Consider the following 22,950-nt stretch of genomic DNA (forward strand, 5'->3'; position numbering starts at 1 on the left):
GGATGAACTGGTATAAGCGAGCTGCGATAGTGCTACTAGCGCCGTTGGCGTTGGTGGCGTGCTCCTCGGAAGGTGGTAGCACGCATGAGGAAAGCGAAAGCGCAAGCCCGTTTGTATCAAGCGTTAGCGCTGCCGCTCCAGCTGAGGAAGGTACGTGCGCGACTGAATTCGATATCCCGGCGCTGTTGGAGGCGATGCCGGAGGAATTCGCTGGCCTGGCGCACGACCCCACATATGACGCGGGTGAGCCTGATGGCTGGGGGCGCTTCTATCAGGCGGATGGGCTGCAGTTTATGGTCGGTTCCAGCTATCTAGATGAGAAAGAAACCGATCCTTGCCCGAAGGACAATGAGCAGGCCGCGCGAGACGTGCGCTCGTTCATCGCCGAGGACTATCAGCGTCAGGAGCGAGAGAACGGCGAAGAAGTCAAACCTTTTGAGGACCTCGACTTCACTGAGGGTGGACGCTACTTTGCCTGCGCGAAGCATCCGGAGGTGGACCTGCGGCAGTTCTTTTGCGTGACCACCGTGGGTAATGCGGAAGTGATTAACTACATGTTCCGGCATTCGATGGGTGATGCGAAGGACGTGGAAGATATGAAGAGCGCATCGAAGGAATTGGCCGCGATTATTGACAGCGTTGCCTAGGGTTACCGTCTAGGGTGCCCCCGAAAGTAAAGTCAGTTAATTCATTATTGGCATACTGTGGCCCCGCAACGGGCGGCGTTGTGTCATGCCTGCGCACTTTGTGAAGCACTGCGCAGGCGCAAATGTTAAGTGGTTTGCATCACGTCTTGGTTTTGGTGAATCTTGTGGAGAACTAGTTATTCACTGCAAAGATGGAGGCAGAAGTGGATCTCTACGAGTACCAAGCTCGAGACCTCTTTGAAGCTCATGGGGTTCCCACCCTGAAGGGCATTGTTGCGACCTCGGCCGTGCAGGCTGAGGAAGCAGCCACGAAGCTGGGCACGCCGGTGGTTGTGGTCAAGGCACAAATCAAAACCGGTGGTCGCGGCAAAGCTGGGGGAGTCAAGCTAGCGCACAGCCCCGCGGAAGCCGCGGAGAAGGCCAACGAGATCCTGGGCCTGAAAATCAAGGGCCACACCGTGCGCAAGGTGATGGTGGCAGAAGGCGCAGACATCGCTGAGGAATACTACTTCTCGATCCTCCTCGATCGCACCAAGCGCCGTTACCTGGCCATGCTCTCCAAGGAAGGTGGCGTGGAGATTGAAAAGCTGGCCGAGGAGCGCCCAGACGCTCTGATTAAGCGCAGCTTCTCCCCGCTCGACGGCATGACGGACACCCTCGCTAGGGACATGGCATATGAGGCGGGGTTTGATGAGGGGGACGTCGCCAAGCTCGTGCCCGTGTTCAAGAAGCTTTACACGGTCTATACCGAGGAAGACGCCACGCTGGTGGAAGTTAATCCGCTGGTCAAGACGTCAAGCGGCGAAATTATTGCGCTCGATGGCAAGGTCACGCTGGATGATAACGCGCAGTTCCGCCACCCCGAGCACCGCGACCTGCAGGACCACGGTGCGACCGACCCGCTGGAGCTCAAGGCGCAGAAGATGGGGTTGAACTATGTCAAGCTCGATGGTTCGGTGGGTGTCATCGGCAACGGCGCTGGCTTGGTGATGTCAACGCTCGACGTCGTGGCCTACGCCGGTGAGGACCTTGCATCGCAGCCGAAGCCCGCGAACTTCCTGGATATCGGCGGTGGTGCCAATGCGGAAGTGATGGCTAACGGGCTTGAGGTGATTCTCAGCGACCCGCAAGTGAAATCTGTCTTCGTTAACGTCTTCGGTGGCATTACCGCGTGCGACGAGGTTGCCAAGGGCATCGTGCAGGCGTACAAGATTTTGGATTCTGAGGGGATCGAACCCAAGCCGCTCGTGGTGCGCCTCGACGGCAACAATGCCGAGCTGGGACGCTCGATTCTTAATGACGCACGCCTGCCCAAACTGGAGCAGGTTGAAACCATGGATGCCGCTGCCCGCAGGGCTGCTGAGCTGGCGAACTAGGAGTAGATATGTCGATTTTTCTCAACAAAGACTCGCGGATCATTGTGCAGGGCATGACGGGTTCGGAAGGCATGAAGCACACGCGCCGCATGCTGGCGTCCGGCTCCAACATCGTAGGTGGCGTCAACCCGCGCAAGGCCGGCGAACGCGTAGACATTGATGGGCGCGAGATCCCTGTGTTTGGCAGCGTGCGCGAGGCTATGCAGGCGACAGACGCCAACGTCACCGTCATCTTCGTGCCGGCAAAGTTCACCAAGGATGCGGCGGAGGAGGCGATCCGCGCTGGCATTGAGCTCGTCGTGATCATCACCGAGGGAATCCCAGTGAAGGACACGGCGGAGCTCTATGCGTTGGGACGCGAGTCCAAGACGCGCATCATCGGCCCCAATTGCCCAGGGCTGTACACGCCGGGTGAATCCAATGCGGGCATTATCCCGGCGGAGACCGCTCCGAACCCGGGAAAGATTGGCTTGGTGTCGAAGTCGGGCACGTTGACGTACCAGATGATGTACGAGCTCTCTGACATCGGCTTTAGCACGTGCGTGGGAATCGGTGGTGACCCGATCATCGGCACGACGCACATTTCTGCTATCGAGGCATTCCAGAATGACCCGGACACCGAGGCAATCATCATGATCGGTGAGATTGGCGGCGACGCAGAAGAGCACGCTGCGGCCTATATCAAGGACCACGTGACGAAGCCGGTCATTGCCTACATCGCTGGATTTACCGCACCAGAGGGAAAGACGATGGGCCACGCCGGTGCCATCGTCTCGGGAGGTTCCGGTACGGCAGAAGGAAAGAAGGCAGCACTGGAAGCGGCCGGCGTAAAGGTAGGAAAGACCCCGTCCCAAGCAGCAGAGTTGGTGCGAGCAGCCTTGGCGTAGTTGGGTGAGGGGCATGAAGCGGTTCGCCCCCATGTCCCTCCAATAAGAACTAGCGGGGGAGACCGCGGCGTCGCGACACCGTCTTGTCGAAGGGAATCCAAAAGCGTAAGGCTGCGTCTTGGTTCTTGGAGATTCCGATGCGCGGCCCGCGAACCCACTCGGGCTCCCTTTCGCGATCGCTGAGGAGGACGGGCGTGCCGTTGTCCTCGATGCTGAAACCAAGGGCCTTGCCCACATTGCCAGGGCCGCGGGCGAGATTATGAAACTCCGTGTCGCCCCTCCGCTGGTAGGCGAGGTCTACACCATCGACTACTTCGCCCGCTCGGAGTAGGCAGCCCTCGCCGGTCCCTTCGGGTGCACAAACGATATTGCCGTTCCGGTGGATGCCGTAGGACACATAGACGTAGAGGCGGCCGGGCGGACCGAACATGGCGGCGTTGCGTGGGGTACGTCCGTTAAAGGTGTGCGAGGCCTCATCGCCTGAGCCGAGGTAGGCCTCCACCTCTGTGATGCGAATGGAGACGCCGTTGTGTGTCAGCACCATTCCCAGCAGTTGGGGAGCGACGATGTCTGCGGAGGCGGTGAAATCGATCATTGCCGCAGTCTAACGTGCGAGCGAGATTTAGGCTTTGGCCTTGTCTTCTTCGGCTTCAATTTCGGCGTTGAATTCGCGCTTGGAGGCCTGCCACTGGTCCTCAGTCATGCCGATGCGCCAGTAGCCAGAGATAGAAACGTCTTCCTTGGGAATTCCAGATTCAACGAAAAGGAAGCGACGCAGTTCTTTGATCATCTCGGCGACACCGTGAATGAACCAGCTGGTTGTCTTCCCCGTGGGGATACCAGCTTCGCGCACCACGCGGGATAGCTCAGTACCGGGGGTAGCGCCATTGCGGACCACCCAGATGACCTCCACGCCCTCGCGGGTGGGGAGTTCAAACGTGCGGTCTTCGGCCGCGATCTCGATGTATGCAGTTGCAGTCGCGCCTTCGGGGAGACGCTTCAAGCCGGCACTGATGGCCGGTGCCGCGGATTCATCGCCGGCGAACACAAAGTGCGCATACTCTTCGGTGGGTCCCCACGCGCCACCTGGGCCGAGGAAACCGATCTTCTCTCCGACCTCAGCTACTCGTGCCCATGGACCGGCCAAGCCGGAATCACCGTGGGTGACAAAGTCAACGTCGAAGTCCCCGGTTTCCGGGTTCAGGTTGATCAGGGTATAGGTGCGGAGAATCGGGTGTTTATCACGCGGCTGCTCTTCACGAATCTGTTGGACATCAAACGGCCAAGAGTAGTCAGCGCTTTGTGGCACGAACAACAGCTTGATGTAGTGATCCGTAAACTCCAGCTCTTTGCCCACAAATGCTGGAGAGTTCATGCTCAACCGAACCAAATCCGGAGAAACCTGGTGACGACCAAGCACGGTCGCTTCATGCGCCTTGCGGGGCTTGCGCTTCGGCGCCGCTTCTTTAGTTTGGGCAGCCATTGCTATCACTGTCCTTCGGGATACTTGAGTTGCTGTGAGGGCGGGAGCCTACACAATACTAGATTAGGTAAGGCTAACATATCCAAGGCTAGGGTGGTTCGGCGCAAAAAATTAACCCCGCATCCTGCTCAAGCAGGATGCGGGGGTCTATTCGGGGTGGCTGACGGGGCTCGAACCCGCGACACCCAGGATCACAACCTGGTGCTCTACCAGCTGAACTACAGCCACCATCGTTGCCCGAAAGCAACGAGATACAGGTTAACCCACGTCGTCGGTTTTACAAAAACGCCTGGTAATCGGCGGTTGTAGCAGCCTTTAATTCCTCGGCTTCCGTGGAGGAGGGGCCGTCGTCGGTGCGGAAAACACTGCGACGGTAAAAATCGAGCTCGCGGATGGACTCGATAATGTCTTGCAGTGCCCGGTGTGCCATTCCCTTTTCCGGTTGGTTGTAATAAGCCCGCGGGTGCCAGCGGCGGGCGAGCTCTTTAATAGTGGAAACATCAATCATTCGGTAGTGCAGCGCGGCATCCAGACGTGGCATGTAAGCGCGGATGAAGGCGCGGTCTGTGGCGATTGAATTGCCCGCCAGGGGAGCAGGGTGGCTCGGATCGCAGTGCTTTTCGACGAGCTTCAGCACTGCGTCCTCTGCTTCTTCGATGGTGAGCGTGGATTCCCGAATTTCCTTGTCCAGTCCCGAGTTTGCGTGCATTGTGGTGACGAAGTCGTCCATCTCCGCGAGCTGTTCCTCCGTGGCGTGCACGACGAGGTCGATGCCTTCGTCAAGGATGTTCAGCTCGGCGTCGGTTATCACGGCGGCAACTTCCACGATGACGTGGCGCTGTGGTTCCAGTCCGGTCATTTCCAGATCGATCCAGACAAGGCGATCATTCTTAGCGGGGATATCACTCATGGGTTCCACCATAGTTTCTCCTTGGGTGAGGTTCGGGAGGTGCCAGAGTGGGGGTAGATGGGGGTAGGACACATCTGCGGGAATGGGGAGGCGCTTCTTAAACGATGTGAACTGGTGATTTGTGGTGATTGCGGAGGTTACGGTACGCCCTTTTCTCAACTTTTTCATGATTTCGCTCACGAAAGCCTCAGCCGATGGGACATTATTAGGACAGCCTTTAACGTGATGGCACTCACATATTTCGAAGGATGGTACCCCACCGATGTCAGCCTTTCTCGACACCCTCAATGCCCTTATCTGGTCACCAGCGTTGGTCTTTCTATGTCTCGGCGCGGGCATTTACTTCACGCTAGCGACTAAGTTTCTGCAGATACGCTGCATTCCGGACATGATTAAACAGCTGAAGGATGGCGAGAGCTCCGAGGCGGGTGTCTCTTCCTTCCAGTCGCTCATGATTTCCTTGGCCGGCCGCGTCGGCGTAGGCAACATCGCCGGCGTTGCTACGGCTATTGCGTTCGGTGGCCCGGGCGCCGTGTTCTGGATGTGGGCGGTGGCGTTGCTGGGTTCTGCAACGTCGTTCGTGGAATGTACCTTGGCCCAGGTCTATAAAGAGAAGGACCAGGACACTGGTGAGTACCGCGGTGGCCCGGCTTACTACATCGAGAAGGCCTATAAGCACACCAAGGCCGGACCATTCATGATGGTCTATGGCATCGTCTTCGCCGTCGCAATGATTCTTGCTACCAGCTACTTCCTGCCTGGTATTCAGGCTAACGGTGTGGCCGCGGCAGTCCAGAACGCTTGGGGTGTTGATGTCGGCTGGTCTGCGCTGGTTCTGGGCGGAATTCTGGCCATCATCATTATCGGTGGCGTCAAGCGTATCGCTAACTTTGCGTCCCTCGTGGTTCCGTTCATGGCGGCTGCGTACATTATCTTCGCCATCATCATTCTGATCATGAACTTCAGCCAGATCCCTGAGGTCTTTGGCATGATCTTCAAGTCCGCCTTCGGCGCCGAGCAGGCCTTCTCTGGCCTGTTGGGCTCGGCCATCATGTGGGGCGTGAAGCGCGGTATTTACTCCAACGAGGCAGGCCAGGGTACCGGCCCGCAGTCGGCCGCGGCGGCAGAGGTTTCCCACCCAGCGAAGCAGGGCTTCGTGCAGGCTTTCTCGGTGTACATTGACACCCTCTTCGTGTGCTCCGCTACCGCGTTCATCATCATCTCCACTGACATGTACAAGGTCTTCGAGGGCGAGTCGGAGGAAGGCCCTGTGCGCTACGCTGGCTCCCTCCCGGATGGCGTTGAGGTTGGACCGGGCTTTGTCCAGCACGGCCTCGACACTTTGCTGGCAGGTTTCGGCCCGAGCTTCGTCGCCATCGCCATTGCCTTCTTCGCCTTCACCACCGTCCTGGCGTACTACTACATGGCGGAGGTCAACCTGACCTACTTCAACCGCTGGATCAGCAACAAGACCACCCGCCGCGTGCTCGTCTGGATTCTGCGTATTCTCCTCGTAGTGTCCGTGGTCGTTGGCGCGACGACGACTCCGGGTTCTGCTTGGGCGCTGGGTGACATCGGTGTTGGTGCAACGGCATGGCTCAACATCATTGCCATCCTTTTCCTACAGGTCCCGGCTCTCAAGTGCCTCAAGGACTACAGCGCACAGAAGGCTGCCGGCAAGGACCCGCAGTTTGACCCAGAGGCGCTGGGAATCAAGAACGCTGAATTCTGGGTAGAGCGCAAGCTCGCCCGCCAGGAGGCCGCGCAGAAAGCCATTGCGCAGGACTCGCCGCTCCAGGGTTAAGTAACGCAAAAGCCCGCTCTCCCAAAGAGAGCGGGCTTTGTCGTGTCCTAGGCCATCTTGGAATAGAAACTGCCGATGATCGGCGCAACAATCGGGGTCGGCACAATCTTGCCCAGTGCATTCATTACCTTGGAGAGCGGGCCGGGGACCACGCGCCGCTGGTTGCGGGCCATGGCCTCGAGGGTTTCTTCAGAGCAGGACTCGTAGGTGGTCCACAAGAAGTCCGGGACGACCTTATCCACGATGGACTGCTCCTCCTCGGGGATAACAGCATCGCGCACCGGGCCAGGAGCCAGCAGAGTGCAGGTCACCCCCGAGCCCTTGAGCTCATAGTGCAGGGCCTCAGTAAAGGCATTGACTCCTGCCTTGGTGAAAACATAGGTGGCGTTGTTCGGAATGGAGACGTTGCCCGCAGCCGAGCCCACGTTACAAATAGCGCCGCTGCGCCGCGGCAGCATCTGCTCCAGCGCGGCACGGGTCAGACGGTGAACGGCCTTGCCGTTGAGATCAAACTGCCTGGTCTCATAATCCCAGTCCTGATCCATGAACTTGCCAAAGCTGGCGATGCCCGCCGAGTTGACGATGATGGAGATTTCCTTGCCCGCCATGAACTCGATAACGCGGTCAACGTCCGTCGCCTCGGAGAGATCCGCAGCCAGCGCAATGGCATCAACCTCGTGACGGGAGCGTAGGTCCGCAGCGATGGATTCGAGGACTTCTTCGCGGCGGGCAACGAGAATGACGTTGTAGCCGCGAGCGGCCAGATCTTTGGCCATCGCAGCGCCAATGCCCTGGCTGGCACCAGTCAGCAGTGCATACGAGGAGCGGGTAGGGGCGGGCAGCCCAGGGGAGTGAGCCATGAAACGGCGTCCTTTCTCTCAGGGGTGGGAAGTCTCCACCCAGCGTAGAGCACTCAGGGTCTAAATCAGGGTAAACACTGATGTCTCCTCGGCCCCAACTCTGGATAATAGAAAGCGAAAGGAGACATCATGACCAACCAACGTTTAACTCGTTCCACTACTGACACGATGCTCGGCGGCGTCTGCGGCGGCATCGCACAGACCTACAACCTCGATCCGACCCTGGTGCGCATTCTCTTCGTTGTTGCGATTCTGCTGGGCTTCTCAGGAATCCTGCTCTATCTCATCCTCTGGGTTGTTATCCCGGTGGAGTAGCTACTGCAGCGGGCCGAAAGCCATAAACCTCTTCCACGTTTCCCACTCCTCCTGCAGACGCAGCAAGGTGCTGGGCGGGGTAGCGGAGCCGTCGACAAGCACGGCGTCCTGCATACGTACGCCGTTGTCGAAGAAGAGTGCTGCGTGCCCGGAGGCACCGTAGCGGAGCACCGGAACCAGGTTGAGACCGTCGAAGGACAGCGGGGCGTTGGGGCGCACATCCAGCCCCGCGATTGCCGCGAGCGTGGGCGCTAGGTCGAGAGGGGAGACGAGCTCTGCGCACTCCCCGGAGTCTGCTACGCCGGGCCATAGGAGGGACATCGCGGACTTCTCGCCCTGTAGGGAACAGACCGCCACGACGCCCTCCAGGTCACCCAGCAGCTGGGGATGCGGCTGCTCGAGGAGGCGAAAGACCGGTGAGGACGCGGGGAGGGCATCTTCTCGGACCTCGAAGCCGGCGGCCGCGAAAATCTCCGTGATACGGGTGGTGGCGCCGCGCTGCGGGTACTGTCCCGTGAGCACCCCGCGGCGCGATTCCGCATAGCTTGGCGACGGCACCCAGGCGTTACTGAAACGCAGTCCGCGCAGCGCGGATTCCGGGGCGTAGTCAAAAGTGGCGAGAGTAATGTCCATAGGAGTGTGCCCAAAAGGTGCCTAAAGGCCACTTTTTGACGTTATGGCAAATCTCAAAAAGTGGCTCTGAACTGCGTGCCCCCAGCAGGATTCGAACCCGCGACACATGGGGTAGAAACCCACTGCTCTAATCCACTGAGCTATGGAGGCGTACCGAGCCATCATAACGCACCGGAGAGCGAAGTCAGACTATCGGGCTACTGCTGGCGTTGATTCGGTGCTGGTGCTGAGGAGGGTGGAGACCAACGTGCGCGCTGCCGGGCTCAATGCACGGTCCGTACGGTGGATGAGAAGCGCCTGCATAGTAGGCAGCGTTTCCGCAACGCGGCGGAAATGAACTCCGCTTTGGCCCAAGGCCTGCGCGGTGTGCGGCATGAGGCTGATGCCATAGTCGCCGGCAACGAGCGGCAAGCCTGTTTGCAGCGTGGAAATTTCCTGGACACCCATAGGTTTGCTGAGCGGGGCCGCGGCCCATACCTGGTCCAACACTTCGGGCAGGCTGCTGAGCTCCGGACAGCGCGGCGGCAGGAGCCACGTTTCGGCAGCAAGATCGGAGAGCTGGACTGGGTCGGGTAGGTCCGCCAGACGCTGGGGGAGTGCGACGCGCAGGTCCATCTCGGCGGCGCAGTCAATGGTGAGCTGTGTGCCGTAGTCCTGGCGGAAGCGCTGTGGGTTGGTGGTGAGGATGATGCCGATCTCCACGGAGCCGTCCAGGACCTGCTTGAGCGTGGCGGTAGGTTCTGAGTCCTTTAAGGAAACACTTACCTCTGGCGCGCGTTGCCGCATGCGGCGCAGAACCGCCGGCATATACAGCCAATTGAACTCGGGCGCGGAGCACAGCGTGACTGACCCGGCGCTGCCCGACGCAATCTCGGCTAGGCGCACGGCAGCGGTGTTGAGGAGGGAATCGATCGAGGTCGCGACACCATAGAGGTAATCTCCGGCCTCCGTGGTTTGGACTCCGCCGCGCCCGCGGGAGAGCAGCTTCACGTTGAGATCTTTTTCGAGTTTGCGCACGGTAAGGCTCAGGGAAGGTTGCGTGAGCTGCAGCGATTCCGCGGCCTGCGTAAACGAACCGTGGTCCACGACGGTTCGAAAGTGGTGAAGCTGGCGTGAGTCCATAAGTGCAGACTACCCGAAAGCTGAGAGTTGTCTACCTTTTAGGTAAGAGAACATGTGTGGCGGTAGACTGCCCACCATGCACACAGAGAAGGAAAACACCAGCTCACAGTACTCGCCTGGGCTGGCGCACTCGGCGTCGGGAGCGCGGCCCTCCCGTTTGTTGAATCTTTCTTTCGTCGTCTTCGCCGGTCTCGTGGGCGGGATCATTTCCCTGTTCTTCCTTGCAGATTCGCTCGCCGCCCTCGGTATCCCCGACCCGGGGCGCATGACGACCTTTGGTCTGCCCTTCTTCCGTGCCGTCGCTTGGATGCTGATGGCGCTGTCCATTGGCTCATTCATGTCCAGCGCGTTCTTGATCTACCCGGCCGTGCCTGATAAGGACAACGAGCGTTTGATCAAGGCGCGTCTCACCGTCGACGGGCACATCGCTGCGCGGACCGGTGCCTGGGCCGCTGTGGGGGCCGCGGTGGTGTCTTTGCTCGAGGTTCCCCTTGTTATGTCGGATCTCACCGGTACCCCGTTGCGGCAGGTCCTTAACCCGGAGCTGATGGGCATGGCGGGGGGCCAGATTGCGGCGTCGCAGGTCTGGCTCCTTACCGCGGGGATTGCAGCGCTCGTCGCCGTAGCGGGGTTTGTTGCGCACACGTGGGCGGGACAGGTCGCTACGTTCTTCCTGTCCCTGTTGCTCACCGTGCCCCTCGGGATGGAGGGGCACTCGGCCTCTGGCGGCGACCATGACTACGGCACGAACTCACTGCTCTTGCACCTGTTCTTCATCATGCTGTGGGTTGGTGGGCTCATGGGGCTCATCGCGCACGGCCGCCGTCTTGGTCCGGATATGGGCGTTGCCGTGCGCCGCTATTCCACGCTTGCCCTCCTAGCCATTCTGGGGCTGACTGCCACGGGCGTGGTCAACGCGCTGATTCGGGTTGAGCTGGGAGATCTCTTTACTACCCGCTATGGTCTGCTGGTGTTGAGCAAAGCGGTGCTCACGGTGGTGTTGGCGGCTATTGGGTTTGTGCACCGTCGCGTCACCATCCCGCAGCTGACGAACGCCCCGCGCCTGTTCATCAGGGTGGCCGTGGTGGAGGTCCTCATCATGGCGGCCACCGTTGGAGTTGCCATCTCGATGGGGCGCACGCCGCCGCCACCGCCGCGCGACCCGAACCTTAATGCCATGCAGATTCTGGTGGGCTACGAGCTTTTCGACGCCCCGACAGCCACCAACGTGTGGACCATGTTCCGCTTCGACCTCATGTTTGGCTCGCTCGGCCTCGTGCTGGCCGGTTTCTATCTCTATGCGTTGTGGCGCCTGAAGCAGCGCGGGCTGACGTGGTCGGCGGGGCGCACGACCTGGTTCCTGTTGGGCTCGTTGGGCATGACCATCATCATGAGCAACGGTATTGGTCTGTACATGCCGGCGCTGTACTCCATGCACATGCTGGTGCACATGATTTTGTCCATGGCGATTCCGCTTTGCCTCGTGTTGGGTGCCCCAGTGACCTTGGTCATGGAGGCGTTTGAACCGGGCGAGCCGGGCAAGTCCACGCTTCACGACGCCGCTGTCGCCCTCACCAAATCCACCACGCTGCGCGTCCTGACGCATCCGGCGGTCAATGTCCTGCAGTTTCTGGCCATTCTCTACGTGCTCTACCTCTTTCCGAGCTTCTACGAGGTTGCCATTTCGGAACATGCCGGGCACGTCATCATGAACTGGGTCTTCCTGATTTCCGGCTACATCTACTACTGGGAGGTTATTGGCCCGGATCCGTTGCCATGGCGCGCGCCCACTGGCGTTCGCCTACTGATCCTGTTTGTGTCGATGCCTCTGCACCTGTTCGCCGGTGTCTACCTCATGCAGATGCAGGTTATTCTGGGCTTGGATTTCTATGAATCCTTGAACCTGCCGTGGAACCCGGACTTTGTCACGGATCAGCGCACCGGCGGCGGTATTTCGTGGGGCTTTGGCCAGTTCCCGCTGGTGATCGTGTTTGGTTCACTATTCCTGGATTGGCTGCGAGAGGATCGCGCCACCGCTCGCCGCCACGATGCTAAGGCGGATGTTGACGGCGATGCCGACTTGGCAAGCTATAACGCCATGCTCAAGCAGATGAATGAAGGTGACGATTCCAGCTTCCGCCAGCACTAGGGGCGCCAGCACTAGAGAGCTGGCGCGTCCAGGGTGATGGAAAAGGGTCTTTGAACTGTGCGAATGGATATTTTGTTGAGTCTTTCAACAAGTTATCCACAGGTTCGCTGTGACGCTATTGCGGGTGCGGTGATCGGTGGCGATGATGCGAGGTAAGGGAGGCGTATTGCTTCCTCACACTCAAGAAGATCACCAACCACACATGGCAAAGGAATCACGCAATGTCTCAATACCCAATCTCACTTACTGGGCGTTTGACCCACGACCCGCACCTGACCAAGATTAGCGACACCATGTACAAGGCCCGCCTGCGCTTTGCCTCCTCCCGCAGCGTTCCGGAAAAGGATGAAGAAGGCAAGACGGTGTGGCGAGAGCTGGACCTCAACTATATCGACGGCGAGGTGTGGGGCCAGTGCGCCATCAACGTCAAGAAGTCCCTATTTAAGGGCATGCCGGTCTTTGTTATGGGCTCCATCGTCACGGATCGATGGGAGGATCAGCACGGAGCGACGCGCTCCAGGACCTATATCAAGATTGCCCACGTGGGACTCGACCTCAACCGCTTCTGCATCACCTCCACCAAAATTGGTACCTCTTACGGTGAGGAGGGCAGTGAAGCCCTCTGGCTGGGGGAGAATCCACCGGTGCCGGACGTAGATTACACGGCACCACCCAGCACCACGGAGAATGAAGCAATGCCAGCTGCCCTGCAGTCGGGAGATACTCCGCAGGACACCGCGGCGGACCGTCAGCAAGCGCAGTCCGCGGCCGAGTCACACGTCGAACCGGAACCTGAGGGCGCGATGGCCTAAGGACAGAGGACCACCACCGCCCATGTGATGTAGTCTTTGTACTGTTATTTACCAATCCTGACAGAAGCAAAGGGTGAAACATGGGCGAATTCATCTACACGATGAAAAACGTGCGTAAGGCCATCGGTGACAAGGTTATTTTGGATAACGTCACCATGGCTTTCTACCCGGGCGCCAAGATTGGCGTCGTGGGCCCCAACGGTGCAGGTAAGTCCTCGATCCTCAAGATCATGGCCGGCCTTGATCAGCCTTCCAACGGTGAGGCTTTCCTGGATCCGGGCAAGACGGTCGGCATACTCCTCCAGGAGCCGCCGCTCAATGAGGAGAAGACGGTCCGCGAAAACGTCGAAGAAGGCCTCGGTGAAATCTTCCAGAAGAAGCAGCGCTTCGAGGAGATCGCGGAGGAGATGGCCACCAATTACTCCGACGAGCTCATGGAGGAAATGGGCAAGCTGCAGGAGGAGCTCGACGCCGCCGATGCCTGGGAGGTCGATTCCAAGATCGAGCAGGCTATGGAAGCACTGCGCTGCCCGCCGTCCGATGCCCCGGTAACCAACCTCTCCGGTGGTGAGCGCCGCCGCGTCGCGCTGGCCAAGCTGTTGCTGAGTGAGCCCGACCTGCTGCTGCTCGACGAGCCCACGAACCACCTGGACGCCGAGTCTGTCCAGTGGCTGGAGAAGCACCTCGAGTCTTACCCGGGTGCGGTCCTGGCCGTGACCCACGACCGTTACTTCCTCGACCACGTCGCGGGCTGGATCTGTGAGGTTGACCGCGGCAAGCTCTACCCCTACGAGGGCAACTACTCCACCTACCTGGAGAAGAAGGCTGAGCGTCTGGAAATTGCCGGTGCCAAGGACAAGAAGCTGCAGAAGCGCCTCAAGGACGAGCTCGCATGGGTTCGCTCCGGTGCGAAGGCCCGCCAGGCCAAGAACAAGGCCCGTCTCCAGCGCTACGAGGAGATGGCTGCGGAAGCCGAGAAGTACAAGAAGCTGGACTTTGAGGAGATCCAGATTCCGACCCCGCCGCGCCTGGGCAACAAGGTGGTAGAGGTCAAGAACCTGACCAAGGGCTTCGATGATCGTGTGCTCATCAAGGACTTGTCCTTCACCCTGCCGCGTAACGGCATTGTCGGCGTGATCGGCCCGAACGGTGTGGGTAAGTCCACGCTGTTCAAGACCATCGTGGGTCTGGAGCAGCCGGATTCCGGCAGCGTGGACGTCGGCGAGACCGTCAAGCTGTCCTATGTTGACCAGGGCCGCGAGAACATCGACCCCGAGGCCACCGTGTGGGAGGTAGTCTCCGACGGGCTGGATTACATTCACGTCGGCCAGAACGAAATGCCGTCCCGCGCTTACCTCTCCGCTTTCGGTTTCAAGGGTGCCGATCAGCAGAAGCCTTCCAAGGTTCTCTCCGGCGGTGAGCGCAACCGCTTGAACCTGGCCCTGACCCTTAAAGAGGGCGGCAACCTGATCCTCCTCGATGAGCCGACCAACGACTTGGACGTGGAAACCCTGGGCTCGCTGGAAAACGCCCTGGAGAAGTTCCCCGGCTGCGCCGTGGTTATTTCTCACGACCGCTGGTTCCTCGACCGCACCTGTACCCACATCCTGGCCTGGGAGGGCAACGTGGCAGAAGGTCAGTGGTTCTGGTTCGAGGGCAACTTCGGTGACTACGAGAAGAACAAGGTTGAGCGCCTCGGTGAGGAAGCTGCCCGCCCGTCTCGCGTTACCCACCGCAAGCTCAGCCGTTAGGGCGAACTGGCCCTAACACTCAGAGGAAGAACTCCGAAAGGAACCTGGAATGTCCGCTCAAAAGGTTGTGTCGGAAAAGACCACGGACAATGTCCATGCGCTCACCGTAGGTGTGCGCTGGTCGGACTTCGACATGTACGGCCACATGATGAACTCCAATTTCATCGAGCTGGCGCAGGAGGCGCGCTTGGCTTTTGCCATGCACAACTTCTACGCCCGCGGTGTCAACATGGTGGCATTCGTCCGCCATATCGACGCGGACTATGTCCGCCCCATCAAGTGGGATGGACGCCACGGCACGGTGACGGTGGAAACCACGGTGGTGCGTCTTGGCACCACCTCCTTCACCACCCGCCAAAAGATTAAGGACGCCCAGGGCCAGGTGGCTTGCGTCATCGACTGCGTGCAGGTCGCCATCGACCCGGGTACACAGATGCCGCGCGAGGTTACTGAGGAGGAGCGCAACATCATCCTGGAACACGCCGTCGTCGAGCTGGATGAGCAGCGCGATCATGGAGAGTGAAACTCTCCGAGTGCGCAGCGGTGGGGGAGGGCTGCGTGCCCTCCTCGCCCGCGCGACGGGGCTCGATGCCTCAGCCTCGGTGCGTCTGCGCCAGCATGACGCCAACCAGGTCGAGGTCTTTGTCACGACGCCCTTCGATGTCGTTGTGGCACGGCGGTGCGGAGGCACCGTGGGCCGCGACGGGGCAGTGGTGTCCGCGCAAGCGCTTGCCGACGCCCTCCACACCGCCCCCGACCCTGTCCTTGCGGAGGACGGAGTGGAGCTTTCGCTGGGGCCGGCGCGCGATCCATCGTGGCCAGGCGCGTTGCCGCCGGCGCAGGGATTCCGCGAGATCGATTCCTTGCCGGTCGACGTCGTTCGCGAGCTCGCCGATAAGGGCCGCCAGCTGGCCCGCCAGTTTTCAGGGCCGATGGGCCCGCCAAAAAGCCTGTTGAATCAGACAGTGCTCACCGTGGAGAGCTCGGAGGCGCAGGTGGAGATTCCCATGCGGATGATCTTCGCCTGCACCAGCCTCGGCCTCATTCCGGGGTTTGCCGCATCACTCAAGATCCCCCGTCACTTGCGCGTGTCCGGCAAGGGGCGCTGGGTTCGCCTAGACGCGCCCTATGGCAGCGTCTACCACTCGACGCGCCTGTCACTGTTCTAGAGCAGTACGAATCCCGCCAGTGCGGCGCCGACGGCGACCGTCCACGGCGGGGCCTTGCAGAAGAGGGCTATGCCCGCGCCGACTGCAATGAGCGCCGAAGCCCACCCTGTCACCCCGTGGGTGATGATGGGATCCCAGAGCGCCGCGATGAGCAGGCCGACCACGGCCGCGTTGATGGCCGAGAACGCGCCGCGCAGCCAACCGAGATGATTCCAGCGCGCCCACAAATGCAAAGCCGCGAGCGTGAGTAAGGCGCCCGGCACGAAGATAAGAACGGTCCCCAGGAGCGCTCCGCCGATCCCGCCGTCGACCGCCCCAAGGTAAGACGCGAAGGTAAACAGCGGCCCCGGCACGCCCTGGGCTACCGAGTAGCCCGCGAGAAACTCCTGCTGGCTGAGCCAGCCCGCGCCGACGAATTGTTCCTCCAGCAGTGGCAGGACCACGTGCCCGCCGCCAAAGACCAGGGCGCCGGACTGGTAGAAGGCGTTGGCGCGGGTGATGAGGTAGGCGTCGCTAAGCTGTGCCCCCACCGCCAACCCGCCCAACAGGAGGAAGAACGCTGCTACACAGCCCCACGCCAGGCGGGCGGGCACCGCGCGCGGGCCACTATCGGCGGCGGGCGCCGAGGTCGTCGGCAGCCATGTTCTCAACACGGTTGCCCCAAGCACTCCAGCCACGGCGAGGACAGCCAGCTGCCACGCGGACCCGGCGACGAGCAGCACAGCGGCGCTGATGAGCGCAAGCGCCCACGCGGTGGGGGTAAGCAGGAGCTTCTTTGCCATCCCCACGATGGCGTGGACCACCACACCGGCGGCGGCAGCGAGGAGTCCCCCTAAGATGCCCTGGATCCACCCATTGTTGGGTGCAACGAGGAGGCCAAACAGGGTGAGGATGAGTGCGGAGGGGAAGGTGAACAGGAACCATGAATAGATGAGGCCCAGGAGGCCCGCGCGCCCGTAGCCCAGCGCCATCCCGACCTTCGAGCTAGCCGGGCCGGGGAGAAACTGGGACATGGCCACGAGATCTGCATAGGCGGAATCGCTGAGCCACTTCCGGCGGCTGACAAACTCAGCGCGGAAATAACCCAGGTGGGCAGCCGGCCCGCCAAACGCAGTCCACCCGAGGGGGAGGAAGGAGCGCCGTACATCGCCTAGTGTGCTCATGCTCCGCATACTAATTCTTTAAGAATCACCCCGCTCGGTGAACAAGAGCGACGCACGCAGGAGGTGATCTGCGTTACTCTGAAGGGGTCGAATTCAGTTTTCTTCAACAAAAGGAGATGGCTCTCACCATGCGTATTGCTGTACCCAAAGAAATCATGAACAACGAAAACCGCGTCGCCCTTACTCCTAGTGCCGCGGACATCTTGATCAAGGACGGTCACGAGGTCCTGGTGGAAACAGCGGCCGGGGAAGGCGCCTCATTCCCGGACTCCGACTATGAAGCCGTCGGCGCGACCATTGTCCCTTCCGCTGCGGAGGCCTGGGCGGCGGATATGGTGGTCAAGGTCAAGGAGCCTCTCGAATCCGAGTACGGCTACCTGCGCGAAGACCTCCTGCTGTTTACTTACCTGCACCTGGCCGCAGACCGCCCGCTGACGGAAGCACTCATGAAGGCCGGCACCACCGCTGTGGCCTATGAGACCGTAACCGATTCCCACGGCACGCTGCCGCTGCTGACCCCGATGTCCCAGGTGGCTGGTCGCCTCGCGGTTACTGAGGGTACGCACCACCTGCTGTCTACTGAGGGCGGGCGCGGATTGTTGGTAGCCGGTGTACCGGGCACGCGGCCGGCCCGCGTTGTCGTCATCGGTGGCGGCCAGGTGGGAGCTTCTGCGGTGGCGATGGCGCACGGTCTGCGCGCGGAGGTAACCGTGCTGGACCTTGACCCGCACGTGTTGCAGCGCTTCGACGAGCAGTACCAGGGCAACGTGCGCACGATTGTCTCGGACCCCGCGGCGTTGGAGTCCGAGCTGCTGGAGGCAGATCTGGTCATTGGCGCAGTTCTGGTTCCGGGCGCGGCGGCCCCGAAGTTGGTGCGCGAGGATGTGGTCCAGCGGATGAAGAAGGGCGCTGTGCTTGTCGACGTCGCTATTGACCAGGGCGGTTGCTTCGAAAACTCCCGCAAGACGTCGCACGACGAGCCAACCTTCAAGGTGCACGACACCATCTTCTATTGCGTCGCGAACATGCCGGGCGCGGTGGCGAACACCTCCGCCCGCGCGCTGGGTTCTGCCACTCTGCCCTACATTCGCGCAGTGGCTGCCGACGGCTTCGATGGTGCGGTGGAGCGCTTCCCAGGCTTGGCCAACGGCCTCATGACTCGTGGGGGAGAGCTGCTGTCCCAGCCGGTGAAGGAGGCCTTCGGGCTTTAAGGGGCGCGGTTGATGAGCATCGCTGCGACCCGCTCCATGTGATCCCAGATCATGGCGCGATAGGCCGGCGGGATGGTCTCCTCGTCGATCTGTGCCAATGAGTTGCCCATGAGCTCGAGCCAGCGATCGTGAGCGGCCATGTCGATGGGGTAGGGCGCGTGGCGCATGCGCAGGCGAGGGTGGCCGCGCTGTTCGGAAAAGAGCTGTGGACCACCCCAGTACTGCACGAGGAACCAGGTCAGGCGCTGCTGTGCACCCTCCCAGTCCTGCTGTGGGTACATTGGGCCGATGAGATCATCCTCGCGCACCTGGGCGTAGAAACCGCCGACGAGTTTCTCAAAGGTCTCCATTCCGCCGACGGCGTCGTACACACTTGTTGGTTGCACGCCTAATCTTCCTTTCGCGTAAGGCCCGGTTCTTCCAGATCAAAGATAGCCATCCCTCGTGGGTAGGGCGTGGTAATTCCTTCCGCATGCATGGCGGTGAGGATTTTCGCTTGCATGGCGCGCTGCACATCCCACTGCTTGCCCGGTAGCGTCTTGACGGAAACGCGGTAGGACATGTGGTCCACTTCCAGGCCAGACATGCCATTGACCGTGGGGGTGGCCAGGATGAAGTCCTTGATGTCGGAGTCGCGGGCGGCTTCTTCTGCTGCGGTGGTGATGACGTCGACTGCTCGGGTGGGGTCGTTGCTCAGCGCGATGGGGACCTGGACGCGGGCGACGGAGTAGCGGTCGGAATGGTTGGCCACCTGCAGGATTTCGCCATTGCGGACGTACCACAGCGCGCCATCGATATCGCGGACCGTGGTGATACGCAGGGAAATGGACTCTACATCGCCGAAGACCCCGTTACCGAGGTCGATGGTGTCACCGATGCCGTACTGATCCTCCATAAGCATGAAGATGCCGGAGAGGAAATCCTTGACCAATGCTTGCGCGCCGAAACCAAGGGCGACGCCAACCACGCCAGCAGATGCTACAAGCGGGGCGACGTTGACGCCGAGCTTGTCCAAGATGGCCAACACTGCCCAGACCCAGACAAAAATGGCGACCGCGGAGCGGCCGACGCCGGCGAGGGTCTGGATGCGGGAGGTGCGCCGTGCCTCTTGCGTTTTCTCGAGTACCTTATCGGTCGTCCGGTGAGCTTTGCGAGGAGAGAGCGGCGAGCTGAGCTTACCCTTCTTGATGCTGTTATCGGCCAGCTTGGTGATGAGCCGGCGCAGCAGCCAGCTGCCGATGATGGCGACGATGAGGATGAGCGCGATGCCGATGGGCTTGTCGATGAGCCAGGATTGCATGTTTTCGGTCTGCCACCACCGGGTGACCGTGTCGACGGCGTCGTTGGTTGTTTCGGAGGCTGAGCCTAGGCGTGCGGATAATGCAGTCACGCGTGTCCTTTCTTTTTGTCGCTCACGACTGACGCCTATCGATAGTAGGGAAGAGAGCTGAATATAAAAAGCTAGTCTTTCTCGCAACTGAACAGCTTGGTCTAGACTTGTGCCTCATGACTGACAACCGCACTCTTGGCTTTTCCTCCCGCTCCATCCATGCCGGTTACCAGCCGGATCCTTATATGGGATCCATCAACGTACCGATTTACGCTTCCACCACGTACCAGCAGGATGGCCTGGCGCAGCTGCGCGGCGGCTACGAGTATGGTCGCGTGGCCAACCCCACCGTTCATTCCCTAGAGAAGACCCTCGCGGCGCTAGAGAACGCCGAGTATGCCCGCTGTTTCGCCACGGGTATGGCAGCCGTGGATACCCTCATCCGCATCCTCGTGCGCCCGGGTGACCACGTGATTCTAGGCAACGACGCCTATGGCGGCATGTACCGCTTGCTGCACCACGACTATGGCCAGTGGGGCATCGAGCTCTCCATCGTCAACACCGCCGATACCGCGGCGGTGGAGGCAGCGCTGCAGGAGAACACCAAGCTGATTTGGTTGGAGACCCCGACCAACCCGGCGACAACAATCACGGATATCGCTGCGGTCACTAAGGCAGTCAAGGCGGCTGGCGACGCCCAGATCGTCGTCGACAACACCTTCGCCACGCCCTACTTGCAGAATCCTTTGGAGCTGGGCGCGGATCACGTCCTGCACTCCACCACGAAGTACCTGGGCGGCCACTCGGATGTGCTGGGTGGCGCGGTCGTGACCAACTCGGCAGAGATGGACGAGCGCCTGCTGTACTTCCAGGGCAACGTTGGTGCGGTGTCCTCGCCTTTCGACGCCTACCTCACCGCCCGCGGCATCAAGACCTTGGAGGTGCGCATGGATCGCCACTGTTCCAATGCACAGGCAGTGGCTGAATTTCTGGAGTCTCGCCCGGAGGTCAAGCAGGTGCTCTACCCGGGCCTGCCCTCGCACCCAGGCCACGAGCTGGCGAAGAAGCAGATGCGCGGCTTCGGCGGCATGATGTCCGTGCGCTTCCACAGCGAGGAGCATGCGCGCCAGATTTGCCTCAACACCAAGCTCATCTCGCTGGCGGAGTCCCTCGGCGGTGTGGAGTCCCTCATCGAGCACCCTCAGAACATGACGCATATCTCCGCGGAGGGCTCCGAGCTCGTCCCGCCGGCAGACCTCGTGCGTATTTCCGTGGGCATCGAGTCCATTGATGACCTGCTCGCGGACTTGGAGCAGGCCCTCGACGCCCTTCACTAAAACCGCCGCAGCGCTAAGGTTTCGAGCCTCGGCGCATGCGCTGTGCCTGATTAGAGAGCGTTGAGCAGGGATCCGGCCGTGCGGTCGGTTTCCTGCAGCATGAGCGGATCGGTGCCGGGCATCGGGGAAATGGTGGTATCCGGCCACTGCGCATAGGTGGGGATGCCGACGATGTGCAGGCGCGGGTCTTCGGTGCCGCCCGGGTTGACCACGCGTCGGTTCCACGTCGTCTCCGGCGAACCGGTGGCCTGGCCGTGGTCGACGAAGGCACGCACGCGCCCGTTGAGGGACACCGCGAGTGGATCGCCGGTGCGGCGGACATCGGGGGAGTGCATCCAGGCGTCGATAAGCCAGGTGGAGGAAGCTTCGCCGAGCGCGGTGCGCAGCGTGAACTTCTCGCCGATCTCCAGCTGGGGGCGTTGGCCTAGGAAGGTGACGAGGCCGGCGTCGACAAGCGCGAGCAGCTGACGGGTGCGGAAGAGCGGCGGGCCGGAGCCCACCATCTGCCCAAAGGCCATGAACTCCTTGTAGGTGCTGGTGCGGGACTCCCACGTCATCCGGCCCTCCGAGCCGGCGATGGAGGAGGGCTTGCGCGCGGCCGAGATGGCCCACAGTGCGGACTTCAGCGGGGAATCGGCGGCGGCGACGGCCTCCCGGATATCGCGGGCGAGGCCCTCGGCGATGTACTCGGTGAGCTCGGCGTTCTCAGTGCCATCGAAATCCGCCAGCGGGTGCGCCCAGTGCGCCAGGTCGAGCGGCTCAGTCGATGCGCCGTCGAGCGCGACGCGCAGCTGATCCGCCATGCCCCGAAGAACCGGGGCAGTGAGCTCCGTGGAATCGATCGTGGCGAGGATATCCTCGAGCGGGCGCTGCAGAGCATCCGGTGCCACCCGCGCCTGGTTTTCGTAGTACTCGGCGTAGGCATCGCGCAGGATGTGCGGCAGCAGCTGCGTGCCGAAGTCCAGCTCCACCTTCGGATCGAGCGCGGCGGCTGCGGCACGGAAGCGGGTCAGCTCAGCCTTCGGCGGCAGCGCGTGGTACTCCGACTTCGGGATATAAGGGTAGCCGCGGCCGGAGGAGACGATGAAGTGCGGCTCCTCGCCGTTCGGCTCGTAGCGCAGCCCGGAGCGGGTGGAGGGGTCCTCGACGAACTCGCCGCCGCGGTCGATGGTGAGCAGCGCCATGACGTCAAAGAAGCCCATGCCCAAGCCCCGGACCAGGACCTTCTCGCCCGCAGGGACCTCAGACACCGGCTGCTCCACGGGGTTATCCGGGCGCACCCAGTGCAAGCCGGAATCTGCGGCCTCGGCCAGCGCGCGCTCGGATTCGCTCAGGGCAGGCACTTGCCAGCCGTAGGCCAGGACGGTGGCGTCGGCGGTGACGGTGGAGGCGTCGGAAAGCGCAATGACATCGTGGCCCTCGGCCGCTTCGATGGACAACGCGCGGGCGCGGTGCTGGACGACGTCCACGCTCTCCGGCAGCTGAGCCAGCGCAACCTCGAAAACCCACTCCAGGTAGGCGCCGTAAAGCGCGCGGGAAGGGTTGGACTCGGGGCGGGTCTGCGCGAGCTCTTCGGCAAAAGAGGCGGCGAGCCCCTCGCGCGGCGGGTGGGAATCATAAAGCTCCAGCTTGGCGGGGGAGATGGAGGGGCGCTCGCCGCGCAGAAGCTGGATCCACTCGTAGAGGATGGGGCCTTCAAGTACCGGCGCGGTGGTCGTGGAGCCGGGCTCGGTGAATAGCGTGACCGCGCCAGCCAATGTGTTCATGCACAGCGTGCGGGTCTGTTCGGTGTCCCAAATGCGGCCAGCGCCGAGCGGGGCATCATCGATGATGTGGAGCCGCAGGGGTGACTGAAGGGGGGTCGCGCGCAGGTGGGCTGCAAGGCGCTCGACCAGCGAGATACCACGCGGGCCGGCCCCGACGATGGCGATGGCGGGCATATAAATCAACCTCAAACTTTTAGACTGTGCTGTCTAGTGGAATAATACCGC

General features: G+C 61.3%; 22 protein-coding genes and 2 tRNA genes. 12 read left to right on the forward strand and 12 right to left on the reverse strand.

The features are described from left to right. Positions 1–2 precede the first annotated feature (2 nt). The 3 genes from HMPREF2993_RS10695 (at position 3) to sucD (ending at position 2,910) form a co-directional block, all read left to right on the forward strand. Positions 3–647 (forward strand): hypothetical protein, encoded by a 645-nt coding sequence (locus tag HMPREF2993_RS10695; protein WP_070509723.1) that lies wholly within the window; start codon positions 3–5, stop codon positions 645–647. Positions 648–850: 203 nt separating this feature from the next. Continuing rightward, positions 851–2,023 (forward strand): ADP-forming succinate--CoA ligase subunit beta, encoded by a 1,173-nt coding sequence (gene sucC / locus HMPREF2993_RS10700; protein WP_198525904.1) that lies wholly within the window; start codon positions 851–853, stop codon positions 2,021–2,023. Between the two features lie 8 nt (positions 2,024–2,031). After that, positions 2,032–2,910 carry a succinate--CoA ligase subunit alpha gene (gene sucD / locus HMPREF2993_RS10705; RefSeq protein ID WP_046647338.1) on the forward strand — a complete coding sequence of 293 codons (879 nt, stop codon included), beginning with the start codon at positions 2,032–2,034 and terminating at the stop codon, positions 2,908–2,910. A 49-nt stretch (positions 2,911–2,959) separates the two neighbouring features. On the opposite strand, the gene HMPREF2993_RS10710 is transcribed toward sucD, so the two are convergent. From HMPREF2993_RS10710 to orn, 4 genes are all read right to left on the reverse strand, one after another. Then, a complete protein-coding gene (locus tag HMPREF2993_RS10710) occupies positions 2,960–3,505 on the reverse strand; it encodes a DNA-3-methyladenine glycosylase (protein WP_046647337.1) in 546 nt (181 codons plus the stop codon). Between the two features lie 27 nt (positions 3,506–3,532). Beyond that, positions 3,533–4,393, reverse strand: coding sequence for a siderophore-interacting protein (locus tag HMPREF2993_RS10715; RefSeq protein WP_046647336.1), 861 nt, complete (start codon positions 4,391–4,393; stop codon positions 3,533–3,535). 155 nt (positions 4,394–4,548) lie between these two features. After that, positions 4,549–4,621: transfer RNA gene (locus tag HMPREF2993_RS10720), tRNA-His, on the reverse strand. A 49-nt stretch (positions 4,622–4,670) separates the two neighbouring features. Continuing rightward, positions 4,671–5,303, reverse strand: coding sequence for an oligoribonuclease (orn, locus tag HMPREF2993_RS10725; protein WP_046647412.1), 633 nt, complete (start codon positions 5,301–5,303; stop codon positions 4,671–4,673). A 262-nt stretch (positions 5,304–5,565) separates the two neighbouring features. Here orn and HMPREF2993_RS10730 point away from each other — a divergent pair, with 262 nt between their 5' ends. Beyond that, on the forward strand, positions 5,566–7,107 hold the full coding sequence (locus tag HMPREF2993_RS10730; RefSeq protein ID WP_070702297.1) for an alanine/glycine:cation symporter family protein: 1,542 nt from the start codon (positions 5,566–5,568) through the stop codon (positions 7,105–7,107). A gap of 47 nt (positions 7,108–7,154) precedes the next feature. Here the strand turns inward: HMPREF2993_RS10730 and cmrA are convergent, their stop codons facing one another. Then, positions 7,155–7,967 carry a mycolate reductase gene (cmrA, locus tag HMPREF2993_RS10735; RefSeq protein ID WP_070702299.1) on the reverse strand — a complete coding sequence of 271 codons (813 nt, stop codon included), beginning with the start codon at positions 7,965–7,967 and terminating at the stop codon, positions 7,155–7,157. Positions 7,968–8,096: 129 nt separating this feature from the next. Here cmrA and HMPREF2993_RS10740 point away from each other — a divergent pair, with 129 nt between their 5' ends. Next, positions 8,097–8,282 carry a PspC domain-containing protein gene (locus HMPREF2993_RS10740; RefSeq protein ID WP_070679995.1) on the forward strand — a complete coding sequence of 62 codons (186 nt, stop codon included), beginning with the start codon at positions 8,097–8,099 and terminating at the stop codon, positions 8,280–8,282. On the opposite strand, the gene HMPREF2993_RS10745 is transcribed toward HMPREF2993_RS10740, so the two are convergent. The 3 genes from HMPREF2993_RS10745 to HMPREF2993_RS10755 form a co-directional block, all read right to left on the reverse strand. After that, entirely contained in the window at positions 8,283–8,915 is a 633-nt protein-coding gene (locus HMPREF2993_RS10745; RefSeq protein ID WP_049155814.1) for an alkaline phosphatase family protein, read from the reverse strand. A 76-nt stretch (positions 8,916–8,991) separates the two neighbouring features. Beyond that, positions 8,992–9,065, reverse strand: a tRNA-Arg gene (locus HMPREF2993_RS10750). Between the two features lie 39 nt (positions 9,066–9,104). Next, on the reverse strand, positions 9,105–10,037 hold the full coding sequence (locus HMPREF2993_RS10755) for a LysR family transcriptional regulator (RefSeq protein ID WP_070702301.1): 933 nt from the start codon (positions 10,035–10,037) through the stop codon (positions 9,105–9,107). A gap of 76 nt (positions 10,038–10,113) precedes the next feature. Between HMPREF2993_RS10755 and HMPREF2993_RS10760 the strand changes: the two genes are divergently transcribed. The 5 genes from HMPREF2993_RS10760 (at position 10,114) to HMPREF2993_RS10780 (ending at position 15,918) form a co-directional block, all read left to right on the forward strand. Further along, positions 10,114–12,186, forward strand: a complete 2,073-nt coding sequence (locus HMPREF2993_RS10760) for a bifunctional copper resistance protein CopD/cytochrome c oxidase assembly protein (protein ID WP_070702303.1) — start codon at positions 10,114–10,116, stop codon at positions 12,184–12,186. A 221-nt stretch (positions 12,187–12,407) separates the two neighbouring features. Beyond that, complete coding sequence (locus HMPREF2993_RS10765; RefSeq protein ID WP_070702305.1) at positions 12,408–12,998, forward strand: single-stranded DNA-binding protein; 591 nt, start codon at positions 12,408–12,410, stop codon at positions 12,996–12,998. 80 nt (positions 12,999–13,078) lie between these two features. Further along, on the forward strand, positions 13,079–14,749 hold the full coding sequence (gene ettA / locus HMPREF2993_RS10770) for an energy-dependent translational throttle protein EttA (protein ID WP_070516054.1): 1,671 nt from the start codon (positions 13,079–13,081) through the stop codon (positions 14,747–14,749). 49 nt (positions 14,750–14,798) lie between these two features. Beyond that, positions 14,799–15,272: an acyl-CoA thioesterase gene (locus HMPREF2993_RS10775; RefSeq protein WP_046647327.1), complete on the forward strand. Its 474-nt coding sequence runs from the start codon at positions 14,799–14,801 to the stop codon at positions 15,270–15,272. Then, the gene (locus HMPREF2993_RS10780; RefSeq protein ID WP_070702307.1) at positions 15,262–15,918 is read left to right on the forward strand and encodes a DUF8185 domain-containing protein; all 657 of its coding nucleotides are present in this window, start codon (positions 15,262–15,264) and stop codon (positions 15,916–15,918) included. The genes HMPREF2993_RS10775 and HMPREF2993_RS10780 overlap by 11 nt, the downstream gene beginning before the upstream one ends. Here the strand turns inward: HMPREF2993_RS10780 and chrA are convergent. Further along, positions 15,915–17,081 (reverse strand): chromate efflux transporter, encoded by a 1,167-nt coding sequence (gene chrA / locus HMPREF2993_RS10785; protein ID WP_070702309.1) that lies wholly within the window; start codon positions 17,079–17,081, stop codon positions 15,915–15,917. The genes HMPREF2993_RS10780 and chrA overlap by 4 nt on opposite strands. Positions 17,082–17,209: 128 nt before the next feature. Here chrA and ald point away from each other — a divergent pair, with 128 nt between their 5' ends. Further along, positions 17,210–18,292, forward strand: coding sequence for an alanine dehydrogenase (gene ald / locus HMPREF2993_RS10790; protein ID WP_070702330.1), 1,083 nt, complete (start codon positions 17,210–17,212; stop codon positions 18,290–18,292). On the opposite strand, the gene HMPREF2993_RS10795 is transcribed toward ald, so the two are convergent. After that, the gene (locus tag HMPREF2993_RS10795; protein ID WP_070702312.1) at positions 18,289–18,678 is read right to left on the reverse strand and encodes a globin; all 390 of its coding nucleotides are present in this window, start codon (positions 18,676–18,678) and stop codon (positions 18,289–18,291) included. The two genes, ald and HMPREF2993_RS10795, sit on opposite strands and share 4 nt — an antisense overlap. 2 nt (positions 18,679–18,680) lie before the next feature. Beyond that, on the reverse strand, positions 18,681–19,592 hold the full coding sequence (locus tag HMPREF2993_RS10800) for a mechanosensitive ion channel family protein (protein WP_246822437.1): 912 nt from the start codon (positions 19,590–19,592) through the stop codon (positions 18,681–18,683). Between the two features lie 206 nt (positions 19,593–19,798). Here HMPREF2993_RS10800 and HMPREF2993_RS10805 point away from each other — a divergent pair, with 206 nt between their 5' ends. Continuing rightward, positions 19,799–20,959: a cystathionine gamma-synthase gene (locus HMPREF2993_RS10805; protein ID WP_070702316.1), complete on the forward strand. Its 1,161-nt coding sequence runs from the start codon at positions 19,799–19,801 to the stop codon at positions 20,957–20,959. A 50-nt stretch (positions 20,960–21,009) separates the two neighbouring features. On the opposite strand, the gene HMPREF2993_RS10810 is transcribed toward HMPREF2993_RS10805, so the two are convergent. Continuing rightward, positions 21,010–22,899, reverse strand: coding sequence for an FAD/NAD(P)-binding protein (locus HMPREF2993_RS10810; protein ID WP_070702318.1), 1,890 nt, complete (start codon positions 22,897–22,899; stop codon positions 21,010–21,012). Positions 22,900–22,950: the final 51 nt, after the last annotated feature.

It is taken from the genome of Corynebacterium sp. HMSC068G04, from assembly GCF_001814885.1.
GTDB classification, from domain to species: Bacteria; Actinomycetota; Actinomycetes; order Mycobacteriales; family Mycobacteriaceae; genus Corynebacterium; species Corynebacterium hiratae.

Excerpts from the sequence above, each read along its gene's own strand:
- HMPREF2993_RS10780 (WP_070702307.1), top strand. The coding sequence starts at position 15,262 with ATGGAGAGTGAAACTCTCCGAGTGCGCAGCGGTGGGGGAGGGCTGCGT.
- HMPREF2993_RS10800 (WP_246822437.1), bottom strand. The coding sequence starts at position 19,592 with ATGCAATCCTGGCTCATCGACAAGCCCATCGGCATCGCGCTCATCCTC.
- ald (WP_070702330.1), top strand. The coding sequence starts at position 17,210 with ATGCGTATTGCTGTACCCAAAGAAATCATGAACAACGAAAACCGCGTC.
- HMPREF2993_RS10805 (WP_070702316.1), top strand. The coding sequence starts at position 19,799 with ATGACTGACAACCGCACTCTTGGCTTTTCCTCCCGCTCCATCCATGCC.
- HMPREF2993_RS10755 (WP_070702301.1), bottom strand. The coding sequence starts at position 10,037 with ATGGACTCACGCCAGCTTCACCACTTTCGAACCGTCGTGGACCACGGT.
- ettA (WP_070516054.1), top strand. The coding sequence starts at position 13,079 with ATGGGCGAATTCATCTACACGATGAAAAACGTGCGTAAGGCCATCGGT.
- HMPREF2993_RS10760 (WP_070702303.1), top strand. The coding sequence starts at position 10,114 with ATGCACACAGAGAAGGAAAACACCAGCTCACAGTACTCGCCTGGGCTG.
- HMPREF2993_RS10810 (WP_070702318.1), bottom strand. The coding sequence starts at position 22,899 with ATGCCCGCCATCGCCATCGTCGGGGCCGGCCCGCGTGGTATCTCGCTG.
- HMPREF2993_RS10695 (WP_070509723.1), top strand. The coding sequence starts at position 3 with ATGAACTGGTATAAGCGAGCTGCGATAGTGCTACTAGCGCCGTTGGCG.
- HMPREF2993_RS10730 (WP_070702297.1), top strand. The coding sequence starts at position 5,566 with ATGTCAGCCTTTCTCGACACCCTCAATGCCCTTATCTGGTCACCAGCG.
- HMPREF2993_RS10765 (WP_070702305.1), top strand. The coding sequence starts at position 12,408 with ATGTCTCAATACCCAATCTCACTTACTGGGCGTTTGACCCACGACCCG.
- orn (WP_046647412.1), bottom strand. The coding sequence starts at position 5,303 with ATGAGTGATATCCCCGCTAAGAATGATCGCCTTGTCTGGATCGATCTG.
- cmrA (WP_070702299.1), bottom strand. The coding sequence starts at position 7,967 with ATGGCTCACTCCCCTGGGCTGCCCGCCCCTACCCGCTCCTCGTATGCA.
- HMPREF2993_RS10715 (WP_046647336.1), bottom strand. The coding sequence starts at position 4,393 with ATGGCTGCCCAAACTAAAGAAGCGGCGCCGAAGCGCAAGCCCCGCAAG.
- HMPREF2993_RS10740 (WP_070679995.1), top strand. The coding sequence starts at position 8,097 with ATGACCAACCAACGTTTAACTCGTTCCACTACTGACACGATGCTCGGC.
- HMPREF2993_RS10710 (WP_046647337.1), bottom strand. The coding sequence starts at position 3,505 with ATGATCGATTTCACCGCCTCCGCAGACATCGTCGCTCCCCAACTGCTG.
- HMPREF2993_RS10775 (WP_046647327.1), top strand. The coding sequence starts at position 14,799 with ATGTCCGCTCAAAAGGTTGTGTCGGAAAAGACCACGGACAATGTCCAT.
- sucD (WP_046647338.1), top strand. The coding sequence starts at position 2,032 with ATGTCGATTTTTCTCAACAAAGACTCGCGGATCATTGTGCAGGGCATG.
- chrA (WP_070702309.1), bottom strand. The coding sequence starts at position 17,081 with ATGAGCACACTAGGCGATGTACGGCGCTCCTTCCTCCCCCTCGGGTGG.
- HMPREF2993_RS10745 (WP_049155814.1), bottom strand. The coding sequence starts at position 8,915 with ATGGACATTACTCTCGCCACTTTTGACTACGCCCCGGAATCCGCGCTG.